The organism is Tunicatimonas pelagia, assembly GCF_030506325.1.
Taxonomy (GTDB): domain Bacteria; phylum Bacteroidota; class Bacteroidia; order Cytophagales; family Cyclobacteriaceae; genus Tunicatimonas; species Tunicatimonas pelagia.
The window spans coordinates 5,196,618-5,213,326 of the sequence record NZ_CP120683.1; the positions used below are offsets into that span (position 1 = coordinate 5,196,618).

16 protein-coding genes are annotated in these 16,709 nt (G+C 45.1%); 12 read left to right on the plus strand and 4 right to left on the minus strand.

Features of this window, described 5'->3' with window-relative positions:
• Nucleotides 1-236: 236 nt before the first annotated feature.
• Together P0M28_RS22180 and P0M28_RS22185 are read right to left on the minus strand one after the other, a co-directional pair.
• Nucleotides 237-866 (minus strand): outer membrane beta-barrel protein, encoded by a 630-nt coding sequence (locus P0M28_RS22180; protein ID WP_302205200.1) that lies wholly within the window; start codon nucleotides 864-866, stop codon nucleotides 237-239.
• A gap of 86 nt (nucleotides 867-952) precedes the next feature.
• Nucleotides 953-1,399 carry a hypothetical protein gene (locus tag P0M28_RS22185; protein ID WP_302205201.1) on the minus strand — a complete coding sequence of 149 codons (447 nt, stop codon included), beginning with the start codon at nucleotides 1,397-1,399 and terminating at the stop codon, nucleotides 953-955.
• 146 nt (nucleotides 1,400-1,545) lie between these two features.
• Between P0M28_RS22185 and P0M28_RS22190 the strand changes: the two genes are divergently transcribed.
• The 3 genes from P0M28_RS22190 (at nucleotide 1,546) to P0M28_RS22200 (ending at nucleotide 4,343) form a co-directional block, all read left to right on the plus strand.
• A complete protein-coding gene (locus tag P0M28_RS22190; protein ID WP_302205203.1) occupies nucleotides 1,546-2,478 on the plus strand; it encodes a cation diffusion facilitator family transporter in 933 nt (310 codons plus the stop codon).
• A 164-nt stretch (nucleotides 2,479-2,642) separates the two neighbouring features.
• A complete protein-coding gene (locus tag P0M28_RS22195) occupies nucleotides 2,643-3,305 on the plus strand; it encodes a cation efflux transmembrane domain-containing protein (protein WP_302205205.1) in 663 nt (220 codons plus the stop codon).
• Nucleotides 3,306-3,515: 210 nt separating this feature from the next.
• Nucleotides 3,516-4,343, plus strand: coding sequence for an ABC transporter permease (locus P0M28_RS22200; RefSeq protein ID WP_302205207.1), 828 nt, complete (start codon nucleotides 3,516-3,518; stop codon nucleotides 4,341-4,343).
• Between the two features lie 99 nt (nucleotides 4,344-4,442).
• On the opposite strand, the gene P0M28_RS22205 is transcribed toward P0M28_RS22200, so the two are convergent.
• On the minus strand, nucleotides 4,443-5,291 hold the full coding sequence (locus P0M28_RS22205; protein ID WP_302205208.1) for a hypothetical protein: 849 nt from the start codon (nucleotides 5,289-5,291) through the stop codon (nucleotides 4,443-4,445).
• 736 nt (nucleotides 5,292-6,027) lie between these two features.
• Between P0M28_RS22205 and P0M28_RS22210 the strand changes: the two genes are divergently transcribed.
• From P0M28_RS22210 to P0M28_RS22230, 5 genes are all read left to right on the plus strand, one after another.
• Nucleotides 6,028-9,252, plus strand: coding sequence for a SusC/RagA family TonB-linked outer membrane protein (locus tag P0M28_RS22210; protein WP_302205209.1), 3,225 nt, complete (start codon nucleotides 6,028-6,030; stop codon nucleotides 9,250-9,252).
• A 20-nt stretch (nucleotides 9,253-9,272) separates the two neighbouring features.
• A complete protein-coding gene (locus P0M28_RS22215; RefSeq protein ID WP_302205211.1) occupies nucleotides 9,273-10,871 on the plus strand; it encodes a SusD/RagB family nutrient-binding outer membrane lipoprotein in 1,599 nt (532 codons plus the stop codon).
• Between the two features lie 38 nt (nucleotides 10,872-10,909).
• On the plus strand, nucleotides 10,910-11,767 hold the full coding sequence (locus tag P0M28_RS22220; protein WP_302205213.1) for a hypothetical protein: 858 nt from the start codon (nucleotides 10,910-10,912) through the stop codon (nucleotides 11,765-11,767).
• 311 nt (nucleotides 11,768-12,078) lie between these two features.
• Nucleotides 12,079-12,405, plus strand: a complete 327-nt coding sequence (locus tag P0M28_RS22225) for a helix-turn-helix domain-containing protein (RefSeq protein ID WP_302205215.1) — start codon at nucleotides 12,079-12,081, stop codon at nucleotides 12,403-12,405.
• A 140-nt stretch (nucleotides 12,406-12,545) separates the two neighbouring features.
• Nucleotides 12,546-13,553: a CBS domain-containing protein gene (locus P0M28_RS22230; RefSeq protein WP_302205217.1), complete on the plus strand. Its 1,008-nt coding sequence runs from the start codon at nucleotides 12,546-12,548 to the stop codon at nucleotides 13,551-13,553.
• A gap of 22 nt (nucleotides 13,554-13,575) precedes the next feature.
• Here P0M28_RS22230 and P0M28_RS22235 read toward each other — a convergent pair whose 3' ends face one another.
• Nucleotides 13,576-14,031, minus strand: coding sequence for a GNAT family N-acetyltransferase (locus tag P0M28_RS22235; RefSeq protein ID WP_302205218.1), 456 nt, complete (start codon nucleotides 14,029-14,031; stop codon nucleotides 13,576-13,578).
• A gap of 124 nt (nucleotides 14,032-14,155) precedes the next feature.
• Here P0M28_RS22235 and P0M28_RS22240 point away from each other — a divergent pair, with 124 nt between their 5' ends.
• The 4 genes from P0M28_RS22240 to P0M28_RS22255 all read left to right on the plus strand — a co-directional run bounded on the left by P0M28_RS22240 (nucleotide 14,156) and on the right by P0M28_RS22255 (nucleotide 16,701).
• Nucleotides 14,156-15,025: an alpha/beta hydrolase gene (locus tag P0M28_RS22240; protein WP_302205219.1), complete on the plus strand. Its 870-nt coding sequence runs from the start codon at nucleotides 14,156-14,158 to the stop codon at nucleotides 15,023-15,025.
• Entirely contained in the window at nucleotides 15,015-15,674 is a 660-nt protein-coding gene (locus tag P0M28_RS22245) for an SDR family NAD(P)-dependent oxidoreductase (protein WP_302205220.1), read from the plus strand. Before P0M28_RS22240 ends, P0M28_RS22245 begins: the two co-directional genes overlap by 11 nt.
• Nucleotides 15,674-16,345 (plus strand): class I SAM-dependent methyltransferase, encoded by a 672-nt coding sequence (locus tag P0M28_RS22250; RefSeq protein WP_302205222.1) that lies wholly within the window; start codon nucleotides 15,674-15,676, stop codon nucleotides 16,343-16,345. Before P0M28_RS22245 ends, P0M28_RS22250 begins: the two co-directional genes overlap by 1 nt.
• Nucleotides 16,346-16,437: 92 nt before the next feature.
• The gene (locus P0M28_RS22255) at nucleotides 16,438-16,701 is read left to right on the plus strand and encodes a lipopolysaccharide assembly protein LapA domain-containing protein (RefSeq protein WP_302205224.1); all 264 of its coding nucleotides are present in this window, start codon (nucleotides 16,438-16,440) and stop codon (nucleotides 16,699-16,701) included.
• Nucleotides 16,702-16,709: the final 8 nt, after the last annotated feature.

A 16,709-nucleotide genomic window follows, 5' to 3' on the forward strand; every position in this document is an offset into this window, starting at 1 on the left:
CGAGCGCTTGAGCTATTTTCTACTCTGCTCATCTGTTATCATCATGAAAAAGTGATAGCTGTTATTTCAACTCAACTTGAATAGCAGCGATAAACAAGACGGTTAGAGTGGAAGTGACCTTAGATTAGCTACATTGATCGTGATCGGTTAAAAGCCCAATTTCAGGAGTGTAAGCCCTCACTCTTAGCACTTGCACAATAAAGAGCAACTATCACGTACCTGTTCATAAAGTGTCTTTAGTGAAGGTTGCCAAATCGATAAACAATCCCTACCTGCGCTGGAATAAAGAAAATGTTATCTTCAATAAGCTCCCCAACCAATGGTAGGGAATCACCTCGGGTAAAAATACCTTGTACGCGGACATCAGCTTGTATTCCCCAGTGGTCGGTAATGGGCCACTCAGCCCCCACCAAAGGAGCCACTCCCCAGTAACGGCGTGCGAAGCTTAGTCCTAATCCTTCAGCATTGATACGGTTAGTACTTACCGTAAATCCAAAGTAGGGAGCAATCCGCTGGGCAGGGATTTGGTAGCGTATGCCTCCACTCCAGGTATCTACCTGAAGGTCAAATAAGAGGGCTTCGGGTAGGTTCAGAAAATCCAGGAGTTCCTGGCGGATATTAAGATCATCTAAGCCCGCAACCAACTCCAAGTGATACTGACCGTAGGCAGCTCTTACCGACCAAGAATCAGACAAATCATAACCAATTTCTAATCCGTAGCCCACATCAGGATTAGTATACTCGTTGATAGAACCTAGTGGTATACTAGTATTGAATTGGGGTACAACCGAGAACTGGGCAAAAGCTGGTAACGCCAACCCAACTATTAGGCTAATAGTTAGTGTGTATCTTAAAAGTGATAGCATAGCTATCGTATAACGAGGTTGAGTCGTATGTGTTATGTTAAGCGTTAGATTTCGAGGATGAGTAATGCTTAATATTTATCTATCAGTCATTTACTGTTACGGATTTCGGTATGGCGAATTTCACCGCCACTGCTGCCAACACGGAACATCAGGCCAAGTACTACTATGCCGAGTACAAAAGTGACAATACTTAACAGCCGACCAGGACCATAGATTGTTTTACGAGTAAAGAAAAAGCTGGCTAATGCCAGTAGACCTAAACCATCCATAAACCAAACAGCAGTTTCGGCAATCTCTTCGTGCCGGTGAATAATGTCGTGGTCAATCCCAAGTTCTTCTACAATCTCTTCGGCTCCTTCCCCGCTTAAGTACACCGGAATAGTAACAAGAGTCATCAAAATCAAAATAATGAGTCCAGTATTGAGTAAGCTTTTATTTTTACCGAACACTCCAATACCTAGTAGCACCGTGCCAAACAATGTACCAATAATTGGGAAGTGGTTAAGCGCAAGGTGGATTTGGGCGTCGTTCATATATTAGGGATTGGGTTTTAAATCACCGGAGACCGAAATTAGTAATCATTTTTCAGTACAGATAAGGTTAAGTCTAATTTTTGTGTGCGGTCGCTAACGATTTATGATTCGTTGATGTTGTGTAATTGAAAAGCAGTAACCAGCTTATGGCAGAAGAGCATTCGCATGATTGTAAGCACGATCATGATCATCACCATCACGGGGGCACTCACGTGCATCCGGTGACTAGCAATCTGAAGGTAGCTTTTTTTCTGAATCTGCTCTTTACCATTATTGAATTTATTGGTGGGGCACTTACCAATTCGGTGGCTATTTTGGCCGATGCCGTGCATGATCTGGGAGATACGTTTGCTATTGGCTCCGCTCTGTTTCTAGAAAATTACTCAGAAAAAGGGCGTAGCAACACATTCTCGTTTGGTTACAAGCGGTTCTCCCCCCTTAGTGCGCTTATTAACTCTATCATTCTGTTGGTAGGCTCTATCATTATTGCGTACGAAAGCATTCCCCGGCTACTCAATCCTGAACCAGTGGCCTCCGAAGGAATGCTGTACTTAGCCATACTGGGTATACTAATGAATGGGGCCGCTGTGCTTCGGTTGAAGAAGGGAGGCAACTCTATTAATCAGCGTACTGTAATGTTGCACCTGATGGAAGATGCCTTGGGTTGGGTAGCGGTGCTCATTGGCAGCGGAGTGATGCTATTGACCAACTGGGTAATTATTGACCCAATCTTATCAATCGGTATTGCTTTATTTATTCTCTGGAATGCATTTAAGAATTTACGAAAGGTACTGATGATTTTTTTACAGGCCACTCCTGAGAACCTAGATATTGAAAATATCCGCCTGACACTTCGTGCTATTGAGGGGATAACAGACGTGCATGATATTCACTTGTGGACGATGGATGGGCAGTACCACATACTGTCGGTACACGTGGTTGTAGAAGAAGATAAGCGACTAAATGAATTAGCTGATTTACGGGGCAGGGTACAGCAGCAGCTATCTAGCTATCACATTAATCATATTACTATCCAGTTTGAAGTAGTAGGGGAGAAGTGCGTGTTAGAAACGCATTAATCGGAAACCGAAGACCGGAGTCAGGAAACCGGAGGTAGCAAGATAAGGGGATAGATAGTGTACGCGGCTGACGCTTACCTATAAACTAAAGATAAATTGATAACTATATGCGGACTCCGGTCGGCCGCCGACGCGGTTTCCGTTTTCGGTCTCCTTTAATAATTATGAACAGTACAGCTCAAGAGAAATTCAGTGAACAGGTAGATCAGAAGCGATGGCTACAGATTGCTTTCTGGCTGAGTATGGTTACAATCTTTTACAATGCCTTGGAAGGAATTATCTCTACCTACTTTGGTCTGCAAGACGATACACTGGCGTTATTTGGTTTTGGTATTGATAGTTTTGTGGAAGTACTTTCTGGTATCGGAATTGCCCATATGATTTACCGGATGCAAAATAGTTCTGAAGTGAAGCGCGACCAGTTTGAAAAGCAAGCCTTACAACTAACGGGTTTTTGTTTTTACTTTCTGGCGGTAGGAATGATTCTAACATCAGGACTAACGATTTGGGCGGGTGAGCAGCCGACGACCACCTTAGTTGGAATTATCGTGGCCCTCGCTTCCATCGGTTCTATGTATTTTCTGGTAAAGTATAAACTAAGAGCCGGGCAAAAGCTTAACTCTCAACCTATTATTGCTGATGCCAACTGCACCAAAACCTGCTTGTACTTATCAGTGCTGCTACTAATATCCAGCGGATTGTATGAGCTGTTCCGTATTCCCTACATAGATGCCATAGGTGCTTTAGGTATCTCCTGGTTTGCCTTCAAAGAAGGCCGGGAAGCCTTTGATAAAGCGAAGGGTAAGGAGTGTGGGGATTGTTGTTAACGGAATCCGGAAACGGGAGTCTGAAGACCGAAAATAATAATCATTTATCAGTACAGTTATAGACTACGGTTATTCTTTTAAAATTAAACTATTACAGTACTATTCTGCTTTTACGGATTCCGGTGTCCGGTCTCCCGTTTTCGTATTGTGCTTGTAAGATTTAGCTGTAAATTGTCTTTTATTGTCACGGGGTAATTTGTAATTCGCATCATGGTTCATTTAGTTGTTGATGCCGATAAACGATCGCGATTGCTCAATCTCAAAGAGCTGTTGCATTACCGTGATTTATTTTATATTCTGGCCTACCGCGACCTGCGGGTACGCTACGCTCAAACTTTTTTGGGGCTGCTATGGGCAATACTGCAACCACTGGCAACACTCGCCATTTTTACAATCGTTTTCGGTCGGGCAGTGAAGGTTGATACAGGCGGAGTACCTTATCCTTTGTTTGCGATCACCGGAATGGCAGCCTGGACGTATTTTGCCTTTGTAATGAAGGAGTCGGGCAACTCAATTATCAGTGCTCAAGGGATGGTAAAGAAAATCTATTTTCCCCGATTGGTGATTCCACTCTCTAAAGCAGTAGTTGGCTTCGTAGATTTTGGTATTGCTTTGTTGTTTATGGTCATTCTAATGCTGGTGTATCAGTATCCGCTTGTGCCGCAACTGATTTTTCTGCCGATTTTTATCTTACTTACTATTTTCTCGGCTTTATCAGTAGGTATCTGGCTTAGTGCTCTTACCATCCGCTACCGCGATTTTCAGCACGTAGTCCCTTTTTTAGTACAGTTCGGTCTATACGCTACTCCAACGGCTTATCCAGCATCAGCTATTATTGATAATCTTCCGAAGTGGGCTACCGTTATTTATTACCTTAACCCAATGGCCGGAGTAGTAGAAGGATTTCGTTGGTGCTTATTGGGAGGCGTGCCCCCTAGTCAGTATGCTTTTCTTTCTTTTAGCCTAGTGGTAGTGCTGTTTATCTCTGGCTTATTCTATTTCAAACGAGTAGAGCGGGTAATGGCCGATATTGTTTGATTGCAGTTCATCTGTTAAGGGGTGAGTAAACATCAGTCATTAACCACTATTTACTATCAATTATCCATTGTCACTTATAAACTACTCTATTGTTCACTGCTAAATGTTCTTTTGAGCTAATAGTAGTATTGGGCAAGCAATGTAAAATGTCCTCTCGGGATAGTTGAAGATAATGGAAGTGTCTTTAAACATAGTATTACCTATCGAACCCATCCGGGGTATTCCAGGGGTAAGTTCTCGCTGTGGTAGGCTTTGAGTGAAAGGTGCTATTGTGGTTACTTCTTCGTAGTAACCAGGGCCAATAAGCACGGAAGGAATCAACCCTTTTTTGCCTCTTAAAATACCGTTGTACCCCACACCTACTTTGGCGGTTTTCGCTTTAGTCATCATCTTTTGGAGAAGCGAGTCGGACAGTTGAAGTAGTAATGAGTTATTAAACCCTAAATCTAGCATTAAGTTCATTTCCACTGTCGCTGTTTGGCCTTGTACTAAAGCCGAAAGGTAGGGTCTACCCGTTATTACCTGCATAGGAACTGCCTGATAGTTTGCAGCGGGCGAAAAGCTTTTGTGCTGATGTAAGCGTAAAACTTGATTGGGGTAGTCTATCTCCACAATAAAACTACGAAACAAGGTAGACCCCAATACACCATGAATAGTTTTCTGATTTCCTTTTAGTTTGGAGAAAGGGTTTCTGTCTAGTACCACCATTCCAATGCGGTCTGTTGCTACCCCTGATAGATGAAGCGATGTTCCTGAGATCGTGGTTGCCCCTACTGCCTTACCATCCCCAGCCCCCCGTACAGAGATTTTATTTCCTAATGCTAAAGACAACCCTTTAATGTAATTCTTATGGAAAATTATGGGATTGCTAGTAGCGTTATCCAGAATGAAGTTCATAGGGCGTTTGCTGGCAACAACTACTTCTACCACAATTAAATTGTTTACCAAAGTGAAAGGGATTTCAGTGGAAGTTTGTCCATTGGTTAGTAAAAAAATGTGTTGAGACCCTGCTGATGTTGAAATGTGAGGAAACGTAATAATGATAGCAAGTAAAGAAACCAATCTTGGTAATAGCGGAATAGAGGGCAGCATAATAGGGTAATTTTGTTTTTAATAACATACGGTAATTGTATCTGGCAAGGTATCACCTGATTGTAGGGTTATTTCTAGCGTATTTAGTTGGTGCCGAAAAGTGCAAAAGCGGAAAGGAGTGCGGTATTAGCTCAAAAAACACATCTTTTCACTCAAGTTGAGAGTAGGAAAGGTATGAATGCATCACCCATAATGGGGGAACGTATTATTCGAAATTGGTTTACTAAAAGCAAATCCCCCATTTAGGGGGAATTCTTAAATAAAATTCGTTGAATTATTTTCAGAACGGCTACTATAAAAGGTAGTAGGCTAGCGATCTTGTTGTCAAATTTGTACTTATTATTAATTGAAATGGCGTCTGATAACAGAGGTTGAGAGTTGTGAAGCAAGATAAATGCTGCAATAGGAAAAAATAACAAAGAACAGATTTAAATAACCCTTCCCTTGGCAAGGTGACCTAAGAAAATACCCAGAATAGCGGGATGTATTAGCTGCCCAAGAATGCCCAAATTTGCGTACTGGCATACTCGGCTCGCCGATCAAACAGGTATGCTCAATCTCCATACTTCTTAATAACCTAATTTCTCTTTTTATGAAAGTACATTTTTACCAAATGATGTGCCTGCTGGGGTGCTTATTTTTGGCTATGAGTGGAGCATATGCCCAGTCAGTAGTTTCAGGACAAGTAACTTCCTCAGAAGATGGAAGTGCTTTACCAGGGGTAAACGTAATCGTGAAGGGGAGCTCTTCCGGTACGGTTACAGATATTGAAGGCAACTATCGTTTAAGCGTGCCTCCCGATGGATCAATTCTCACTTTTTCTTTTATCGGTTTTCAAAGTCAGGATGTAGAAATTGGTAATCAATCTACTGTGAGTGTTGCATTGCTACCGGATACTCGTCAGCTTTCCGAAGTAGTAGTTACTGCTATCGGAATTGAACGTGAAGAGCGGGCATTAGGCTACTCGGTAGAAACTCTGCAAGGAGAAAAAATTCAACAGGTTTCGGAACCTGATCCGCTACGGGCACTGCAAGGAAAGGTACCAGGAGTGAACATTAGTGGTTCTACCGGAGCACCGGGCAGTGCCACCCGAATTACCATTCGGGGCCAATCGTCTTTTCTGGGCAACAATGAACCGCTCTACGTGGTAGACGGAACCCCGTATTTTGCCGAACAATTTGATACGTATAATCAATTAACCGGAGGGGCTTCTTACGCTTCACCACTGGCAGCATTAGATCCTAATGCTATTGAATCAATCTCGGTGCTGAAGGGAGCTGCGGCAGCTTCACTCTATGGTTCGCGGGCGGCTAACGGAGTAGTGGTGATTACTACCAAAGCCGGAAGCCCTAATCTTTCTAAAAAAGGGCTGGAAGTAACGTTTAGTAGCTCGTATTCAGTGGAGCAGATTGGAAATCTGCCCGAATATCAAAACCTATACGGCAATGGTACTGAATTTCAGTATCGTCCGGGTTCTAACGGTTCCTGGGGAGCGGCCTTTGCTTGGTTTGATTCAGTAGAAGTATGGCAGAATTATAAAACGGCTTACCCCGATTTATTTACCGATAGTATTCCTTACGTAGCCCAACCGAATAACGTAGAAGATTTGTTTCGCAACGGTCATGTTTGGGATAACTCTATTACTATTCAGGGAGGTTCTGGCAACACATCGTTTAGTTTGACCGCCTCCCACTTAGAAAACGAAGGGTACATTCCTGAAGCGAACTTTACCCGAACCAGCCTTTCGGTAGGGGCGCAAACCACGCTAGAGAACGGTCTCCGGGCGGGAGGGAACCTCTCGTATTCGGTTTCCGAGCAAAACGGGCCAATCTTTGGATCAAGTGGGGCGGCTGATCCAGGGGCTGCTTCATCCTTTGCGCGGACGCTCTGGCTCGGACGTACCTGGAACATGGACTTACCCTTCGAAACCCCGTCGGGCGCATCGCTCTTCTTTACCAGTCAGGATAATCCAATTTGGTCGTGGCGCAACAATGGCATCACCAGTAACCTAGACCGTATTACGGCGAATGCCAACCTGGGCTACGATATTACCGATTGGCTGAGCGTGGATTACCGGATTGGTATCAATCAGTTTACGGATCGGCGACAGCAGGTCTGGAACGAAGGCTCAGTTGCCTTCGGCGGTTCCGGGGCCATCGTAGATGATGATATCTACCGCCAGGAAATTGAGTCGAACTTCATTATTACGGTGGAGCGTGACCTCAGCGAATCGTTATACTTCAAAGGCTTGATCGGCCATAACATTAATCAGCGAAAAGAAGACCGTCAGCAAAATCAGGGGGTTGATATAATTGCCCCCGGTATCTTTGACTTAGACAACACCGTGAATGTTACCGCTACGGGACAGGGTAATTTTGAGCAGCGTCGCCTAATGGGAATCTATTCCGATATTACTTTGGGTTACAACGATTATGTGTACTTCAATCTTACGGGGCGTACCGACTGGTCATCTACCTTGCCCGAAGATCAGCGTAACTACTTTTACGGTTCCGCGAGTGCTTCCGTCATATTTACGGAGTGGCTACAAACCAATGAGAGCTTATTCTCGCAGGGAAAACTACGGTTGAGTGTAGCCCGGGTAGGTAACGATGCTGATCCGTACCAGTTGACTAACCTATTTTCCATCAACCGAGGAAGTAATACCAATTTAATCGGTTCAGTACCAGACAATGATCTGCCGTTTAACGGCCAACCGGGTATCACCCGCGACCCTACGGCGTTCGACCCTAATCTAAGCCCGGAGTTTACCGATGAATTTGAGGTAGGAACGACTCTCGATTTCTTTTTGGGGCGCGTAGTGCTGGACTTCACCTACTACAACCGGGTAACCCGCGACCAGATTGTAAATATCAGTGTGCCCGAAACTTCCGGCTTTCAACGGCTGGTAACCAATGCCGGAAGCATGGAGAACCGAGGAATAGAAGTGGGGTTAAACCTAGTGCCTATTCAATTGAATAACGGGCTTCGGTGGGATATTTACACGGCTTTTACCCGCAACAGGAACGAGGTGCTGGAAATCCCGGATGGGCTAGATCGGTTTAATGTGCGTAACCTCTTCGGGGGAGGTGTAACCCCAGTGATTGAGCCGGGCGAGCCTTACGGCATATTGCGCGGTTCGGTAAGTGCCCGCGACGACGAAGGCAATCTACTGATTGACCCAGCTACCGGAGTGCTGTTTCCGGCACTGGAATTCGATAAAATTGGCGATCCCAACCCTGACTTTTTGCTGGGCATAACCAACACGGTTAGCTTCAGAGGCTTCACCATTAGTGCACTGATTGATTACCGCCACGGGGGTGATATTTACAGTACTACGATAGAGCGACTACTCGGCCGGGGGGTAACCCGGGATACCGAAGATCGGGATGCCTCCCGGGTTATTCCGGGCTTCTTAGGCGACCCCAATACCGGACAGCCTATCTTAGACGAGAACGGTAACAAAATTCCGAATACCATCCAAGTCAGTACCAACGACTTGTACTTCCAGAACGGCAACGGCTCCTTCGGAATTAATGCTGAGGATGAGTGGACAGTGTACGATGGCACCGTCATTCGCTTGCGGGAGGCTTCTGTTGGTTACACCTTGCCTCAATCTTTGTTGGAGCGAACCCCATTTGGTCGGGTAACGCTCACGCTTACCGGGCGCAACCTGTGGTACAACGCCCCCAATACTCCGGAGTACACTAATTTTGATCCCGAAGTAAACGGCTTCGGCTCTACCAATACCCAAGGTATTGAGTATGCTTCAGCGCCTACCACCCGCCGCTTCGGAGTCAACCTAAACGTTACATTCTAGCCCTAAGAATTAAAACTATCATGAAAAAAATACTTCCACTATTTCTCTCAGCCGGAATGCTACTAACGAGCGGCTGTAATGATTTCTTTGACATTAACGATGACCCAAACAATCCCACTGAGGCATCGGTAGATTTACTATTGACTAATACCGAGTTGACCTTAATTAATAGTCTGGGAATGAGCACCTCCGGCTTATCAGCTATTCTATCGGTGTATATGCACCAGATGACTCGTCGGCAAGGGTTTGATGCTTACAATGTGCAGGGGACGGATTTTCCAATCATTCAGGCCTGGAGTCAATTTTACAGCATCGCGCTGGAAGACCTTCGGGAAATGAAGAATATCGGTACTGAACAAGAAGCTTGGCACTACGTAGGTATTGCTCAGATTTTGGAAGCCTACACCTACAGCCAAATGGTAGATGTGTGGGGGGATGTTCCTTTTCAGCAAGCCAACACAGCTCCCGAAACCTACACTCCTTCACCCGATGAAGATGCTAATATTTACCCCGAAGTACTAGCCATGTTAGACGAAGGAATTGCCAACGTAGAAAAAAGCTCTACGCAAACTCCCGGGGCCGATGATCTGATTTACGGAGGAAGTATGGATAACTGGCGTAAGTTTGCTAAAACCGTGAAGCTAAAGCTGTATAACCAACTACGGCTAGTGCAGGATGTATCGGGAGAGGTTAGTGCTTTATTGGCCGAAGGTGACCTTATTAGCGACCAAAGCGAAGATTTTGAACTCGCTTACGGACAAACTCAGTCGCCCGACAGCCGTAATCCGGGCTATATTGCCGATAATTTGGGTCAGCGGGTTTACTATATCAGCGTATGGTTTTACGAAACCCTTACCGGGCAAAACCCGGCGATTCTGGATGGTGTTACTGATCCTCGGGTACCCTACTACTGGTACAACCAGCTTTCGGAAACTGGTACCCCTCAAAGTCCAGCCGAATACCGCGATGGGGAATTTTTGTCAATCTACTTTGGCTCAACCGGACCCAATCAGGCCGGATTGCAAGATCAGTCGCAAACTATTTTAGGTATGTACCCGGTAGGAGGTAGGTTTGATGACGGAGGAGCTATATCACCTACCCAAACTCAGGCTCCCGGTGATGCACCTCAGCGTATTTTAACGCACTACGCCCGCTTATACATTGAAGCCGAACTAGCCCAAGCGGGAGTTACCTCCGGTGATCCCCGCGCGTTGCTAGAAAGTGCTATGCAGGCTTCATTTGCTAAAGTAAACGAAGTGGTAGCCAACTACGATGCCAAAGGGCAAGATTCCCCTCCGCCTATTTCTAATGATGCTATTAGTGCGTATATCACTACCGTGCTGTCTCGCTACGATGCGGGGGACAACAACGAAAAGTTGGAAATCATTATGACTCAGAAGTGGATCGCTTCCTTTGGGTTTGCGGTAGATGCTTATACCGATTATCGCCGAACCGGCTATCCCCAACTGTACGATCCTGATACGGACAACCTAAGCTTTACCAATGCTTCCAGAGCATTTCCTACCGTGCTACCTTACTCGGCTACAGAAGTGGAAGCAAACCCAAATGTACAGCAGCATAATCCTTCTGAAGTAAGGGTATTTTGGGATGCTAATTAGTGGCAGCCCGACTATTGAAAACTGAAAATTAAAGTACAATGAAGTTACCAAAGATATTAAGCACCAGTTTAGCCTTACTAGTAGTTTTATCAGCTTGCGATAATGAAAACTTTGTAGAAGAAAATGTTGATCGGGGGGCAATGGTATTCATTAGCCAGAAAGATCAGGATACCGGACTGGTAAACTTTATCGATCCGGATCAGACCCGGTTGAATTTTGAAGTGAGTATGACCGATGAGCAAGGTCGTAATCTAGAGTTTGCGCCAGTAGAATCTATCGATGTTACGGCTACGTTTACCAACGGCTCAACGGGTACTACCCACAAAGCGATTATAGCCACTATCACCGAGTGGCCCCAAACCCTTGATCTGGGAATTAACGATCTGGTTGGGCCGTTTTCTGAAAATACTCTAACGCGCGATAGCCTGGATCTGGGAGACAGTTTTTTTATTACGGCTGATTTCAATATGCAAGACGGAAGGAAGTTAAGCGGATGGAGTCCATCACTGCTGGATAATTCGGCAGCGTCTATCTACCGAGTATTTGTTAATTACTTAGTGGCCTGCCCCTCCGAAATTCCCACGGGAACCTGGGTTGAAATCGGCGAAAATGACGTGTCAGAGGCTACATTGACGGAGCTGAATCCGGGTATTTATGAGTTTTCCGATTTCAATGTCAACTATTATGGTGCCGGTTCTAGTCCAATCCGAGGGGTGTTTGCTGACATCTGCAATACGCTTTCACTGCAAGGGGCTACTGACTTTGGGGTTCAGTGGCGGGGAACGGGCGTATACGATCCGGTAAATCAAACCATCACGTTCCAACAGGTGGAAGATGTTGCGTTTAGTCCGGGATCTTTTGCTGGTCCGTACGTATTTGAATTTAGAGGCGAGTAGATATATGCCCGCTTCAATGTACAGAACCGCTTTAAGAGCGGTTTTTTTTATATTTAGCCCTTGCGATATTTCTGGACTTTCTCAGAAGTTAAACTTTAGTTAGGAAAGAAGCGTGTTCTCAACATATAAGTTGTAAAAACTGGGGGAAACAGCTTATGAAAAGCAATGAGGGGGGATAAAATCCCCCTGGTTTTCTGAGTTTTTTATCGAAAAATCCCCAATCCGGGGTGATATTTTACCATCCAAATATTGCGGATATTAGCTGGTACAAAAGTACAGTTTTATCGCTTATCCATATAAAATTTCAACCTATGATTCGTATTCAGTTTAAAGAAGAAGATATTGAAGCTCTACGCTACGAGCGTTTTCACAACCCTAGTGCCAGGGTGCAGCAAAAAATGGAAGCTGTTTATTTAAAAGGAAAAGGACTACCCCATAATGAGATTTGCCGTATTTGTGAGATTTCTAAGACAACGCTTATTGCCTATCTAAAGGAATATAAACAGGGTGGAATTGATAAGTTGAAAGAAGGTACTAAGTATAAAGGTCGAACCAAAAAAGTGAAAAGCACTACACTGGGCTTTTCGGAACGGCTGCGTGAGCAATCAGATTCTAAGGAGGAACCCCAGCCGGCATAACCGTTCAGTACCTTCATAAATTAAAGGCTACTTATCGCTCCTGGTAAGTGGTCTTTTTTTGTTACCTACCGGAGACTAGAATATTGAGAGAAAATGTAGAACTTTGCACGCGCAATAAATTCTACCTAAGCCTACGTGTTTTGAAAATATCCGCTTCGCTATATTCCAATCAACATAAACCACTGAAAGAACTAGTTCAAGAGCTAGATAGTCTTCGTATTGATTCCTTTCATATTGACTGTAATGATAATCCGGCAGTATTTGACGATATTCGGAAAATCCGCCAGATAAGCCGTACTCCTATCGATCTGCATATTATCTCTTCCGAACCGGAAAAGTATTTTCCCTTAATTGCGGAGCACCAAATTGAGTACGTACAGTTTCAGTACGAACCGATGGAAGGGAAGGAGCTACCCTTGCCTCCAGCCGGTACGGAATACGGTTTGGCAGTAGTATCCGATACTCCGCTGGAAGTCTTCTCAGCTTATCGAGATGTTTGTTCGTTCATTCTGCTGATGACAACTACGCCCGGGCAGAGTGGCGGAGTTTTTCGTAAAGACAACTTTAATCGCATCCGTCGGTTCGGTAAGCAATTCCCGGATAAGAAAATTCACGTAGACGGTGGGGTAAACGATGAAGTGTCGTTCATTCTACGAAGTCTGGCAGTCGATTCGGCAGTGTCGGGTTCTTTTTTAGTGAACCATACTTCAATGGGGGCCGCATTACTCGGACTAAAAATGCACGAAGTACGTTCGCACTACCGGGTGCAGGATTTTATGATGAACCTGCGAGATGTGCCGAAGCTGCTAAAAGAAAAAGTAACGCTAGCTTCTGCATTGCAAACCATCGAAGACTACGGTTTGGGTTTTACTACCATTGTAGACTCAGAAAACAAATTGATTGGCATTTCTAGCAATGCCGACGTGCGTCGTGCCCTCCTAACACACCTCGATCATTTGCCCAATATTCCTTCTGCCGAATTAATTAACTCGAATCCAATATTTATCTCAGAAGAGGCTACCGTAGAAGATATGCTTAAGCTAGTTACCAGTGTATCGTTCCCAGTGCTATTTCTACCCGTAGTAAATCAGCAGCAACAACTAACCGGAACACTAATGTTTAACAACCTGATTCGGAGTGAAGGCTAACTTAATAATAGTTCAATCACCATCAGATGAGCAGTTCAAGTACCAAGCGGTCTTTATGCTGAATCCCCGATTCAAATAAGGGTTCGTCGTAATTATTAAGAAAATAATCCCGCTCTACGGCTACTACCCGAAAGCCCATCCGCTGGTAGAAAGTAAGCTGATAGCCAAATGTTCCCGTTCCAAGGCGCACTTGCGTAACTTCTGTTGGTAAAGCCTGATGAATAACATACGCTAGCAATTGAGTACCTGTCCCTTTACCCTGCTGGTTGGGGTATACGGCAACATTCATAATCTCAACAGCCGATGCACTACACTTTTTTACCACGCACGCCCCAATCACTTGCCCCTTGTTTTTGGCTACGTAGCAATCAGTCTGCGGCAAGTATGAATTGATTAGCTTTTCCGAAGGATCGGCTAGCAGTAGTAGATCGATGGGTACTTGATTGGCAGGCACTTTCCGAATAACTAGATCTTTCATAGATGCAAATATAAATTATGCTGACTGACCCAAGTTCAAGCCTGTACAGTTTTTTTCAGTTAGCCCCACTTGGTCTACTTGCTTATTAACGAGTGAGCCAGTACATTTCTGTGAAATTAGGTTTATGAACAAATTTCTTATTTCTGCAAGTATCTGGTTCAGCACCATTGGTTTTGGGCAAGCAGCCACCGTAGATACCGTTCAAATTTTCAGTGAAGCTATGCAACGGGATATACGGGCGGTGGTGATTACACCCGAGGCCTACGCAACTAAAGAAGGTCAACGGTTTCCGGTCGTTTATCTACTGCACGGCTACAGTGGTAACTACGCCGACTGGATTAGCAAAGCACCTGATGTGGCATCGCTAGCAGATCAACACGATGTGATTCTGGTTTGCCCCGATGGGGGATTTAACAGTTGGTACCTAGATAGCCCAATAAATGATAGCAGTCAGTACGAAACCCATGTCGTGCAGGAAGTAGTCAATTTTGTGGATGAGCAGTATCGCACGTTAGCACAACCCACGGGGCGGGCAATTACCGGATTGAGTATGGGCGGTCACGGTGCCTTATTCCTAGCGATTCGTCATACTGATATCTTTGGCGCGGCAGGTAGCATGAGTGGAGGGGTAGATTTGACGTATAATGTTGATAACTGGGGTATCAAAGATCAGCTAGGAATTTATGAGCAAAGCCCACTACGCTGGGATTCGCTCTCCGTCGTCAATATGATTCCTGATCTTTCTTCCAATCAGCTTGCTTTAATTATTGACTGCGGTACCGATGACTTTTTCTTTAGAATTAATCAACAACTGCATCAGACCTTACTAGATCACCAAATCCCGCACAACTATATCGTACGACCAGGAGCACATAACTGGGACTACTGGTCAAATGCCGTAGCCTATCAATTGGTATACTTCGCCAACTTCTTTGAAGAAAATGGTTTAGCCGAAAAACAAACGCCAGTCAACGGTCAAAAATATGGACAATAAAAAGCTACTAACCATTATCGGAATGGGCGAAAAGAACGGATTAGCCCTTGCCCGTCAGTTTGGTAAAAACAATTTTATTGTGGCTATGCTAGCCCGAAGCGAAGATAAGCTGGAAGACTTTCAGCAGCAGCTCGAGCGTGAGGGTGTTGAAAGCTACTACTATCTTGCTAACGCTGATGATGCTGACTCTATTCGGGAGGGGCTTCGCTACGTAAAGGGTTCGCTGGGAGAGACGGATGTGCTGATCTACAACGCCGCCGTGATTGGAAAAACTAATTTATCCGAAATGGCTGTTAATAAGCTGGTGGATGATTTTCGGGTGAATGTCATCGGAGCAATTGTCGCGGCTCAGGAGGTGCTCCCAGCGATGGAAGCGCGCAAAGCCGGCAAAATATTTTTTACCGGAGGGGGGTTATCTATCAATCCTGACTCCCGCTACGGCTCGTTAGGTATCGGCAAAGCCGGGTTACGCAACGCTGCCTATAGTCTCCATCAAGAGGTACGAGCTAAAGGCATCCACGTAGCTACGGTAACCATTCAAGGGTTCATCCAGGAAGCGGACGAAAAATACAATCCGGCAGCCATTGCCGAGCAGTTTTGGCAACTCTACGAGCAGCGCGAAGACTTTGACATAGAAATACAGTACTGATGGCTGATCCCGTTGTAGACTCCTGGAGTGCCAATGCCTCGGCTTGGATCAGCACTATTGAAAATGAAGATTTAGAGAGCCGCAAGCTGGTAACCAACCAAGCGATTGTCGAGACTATTGCCAAGTATCAACCGAAAAAAGTGCTAGATGTAGGCTGCGGGGAAGGTTGGTTATGTCGGGCTTTGCAGCAACAAGGCATAAAAACTCTGGGAGTAGATGCTGTGGCGGATTTTATCACCTATGCCCGTCAGCAGAAGCAGGGGCAGTTTGAAGTAGCAAGCTACCAGGATTTGATTCAGCGCAAACTACTACCGTTGGCTCCGTTTGATGCCGCAGTTATCAATTTTGCCCTACTCGATCAAGAAGTGACCGAGCAGCTACTGCCGGCCCTGCACCGCTACTTATCCCAACCAGGCTGGTTATTCATCCAGACCCTGCACCCTCACGCACTAGGCAATGAGGTTCCCTACCAAAGTGGCTGGCATAACGAAGACTGGAGCCTAATGAAACAACCGTTTACCCAGCCCTACCGCTGGTACTATCGCACTTTGGAAGACTGGGTAGTACTCTTTTCTCAATCCGGTTACCGTCTGAGAGAAATACGGGAGCCGCTTCATCCTAAAACGCAGCGACCGCTATCTATTATTTTCGGACTGAGATATCATATCTAATTGTTTGAAATTGAGATTCAGAATTTCTTTTTCTTTCTGATTTTATGTGACTTTTCCTACAGGTCTCCGTCTCAAGTAAAAAACTTCTAGCTATGAAAAGACTGATATTCGTCCTACTACTATTAGGGCTAATCCTGACCTTTATTTTACAAAACACTTCGGTCACTTCTGTTAACTTCTTGTTCTGGTACTTTGAAAGCTCACGGGCGGTGCTACTGCTTCTAGTATTCCTAGCCGGACTTACTGTAGGAACTTCATTCACGCTTTACTTACGGCGGAGAAAAGCAATGAGTAGCGAGGGGCGGGGCGCAGGGAATCAGGGAGTGACAACCCGTGATTCTAATCTGGTTCATTAGCTCTTCAG

Excerpts from the sequence above, each read along its gene's own strand:
- P0M28_RS22220 (WP_302205213.1), top strand. The coding sequence starts at position 10,910 with ATGAAGTTACCAAAGATATTAAGCACCAGTTTAGCCTTACTAGTAGTT.
- P0M28_RS22195 (WP_302205205.1), top strand. The coding sequence starts at position 2,643 with ATGAACAGTACAGCTCAAGAGAAATTCAGTGAACAGGTAGATCAGAAG.
- P0M28_RS22180 (WP_302205200.1), bottom strand. The coding sequence starts at position 866 with ATGCTATCACTTTTAAGATACACACTAACTATTAGCCTAATAGTTGGG.
- P0M28_RS22245 (WP_302205220.1), top strand. The coding sequence starts at position 15,015 with ATGGACAATAAAAAGCTACTAACCATTATCGGAATGGGCGAAAAGAAC.
- P0M28_RS22185 (WP_302205201.1), bottom strand. The coding sequence starts at position 1,399 with ATGAACGACGCCCAAATCCACCTTGCGCTTAACCACTTCCCAATTATT.
- P0M28_RS22215 (WP_302205211.1), top strand. The coding sequence starts at position 9,273 with ATGAAAAAAATACTTCCACTATTTCTCTCAGCCGGAATGCTACTAACG.
- P0M28_RS22255 (WP_302205224.1), top strand. The coding sequence starts at position 16,438 with ATGAAAAGACTGATATTCGTCCTACTACTATTAGGGCTAATCCTGACC.
- P0M28_RS22200 (WP_302205207.1), top strand. The coding sequence starts at position 3,516 with ATGGTTCATTTAGTTGTTGATGCCGATAAACGATCGCGATTGCTCAAT.
- P0M28_RS22210 (WP_302205209.1), top strand. The coding sequence starts at position 6,028 with ATGAAAGTACATTTTTACCAAATGATGTGCCTGCTGGGGTGCTTATTT.
- P0M28_RS22235 (WP_302205218.1), bottom strand. The coding sequence starts at position 14,031 with ATGAAAGATCTAGTTATTCGGAAAGTGCCTGCCAATCAAGTACCCATC.
- P0M28_RS22240 (WP_302205219.1), top strand. The coding sequence starts at position 14,156 with ATGAACAAATTTCTTATTTCTGCAAGTATCTGGTTCAGCACCATTGGT.
- P0M28_RS22250 (WP_302205222.1), top strand. The coding sequence starts at position 15,674 with ATGGCTGATCCCGTTGTAGACTCCTGGAGTGCCAATGCCTCGGCTTGG.
- P0M28_RS22190 (WP_302205203.1), top strand. The coding sequence starts at position 1,546 with ATGGCAGAAGAGCATTCGCATGATTGTAAGCACGATCATGATCATCAC.
- P0M28_RS22225 (WP_302205215.1), top strand. The coding sequence starts at position 12,079 with ATGATTCGTATTCAGTTTAAAGAAGAAGATATTGAAGCTCTACGCTAC.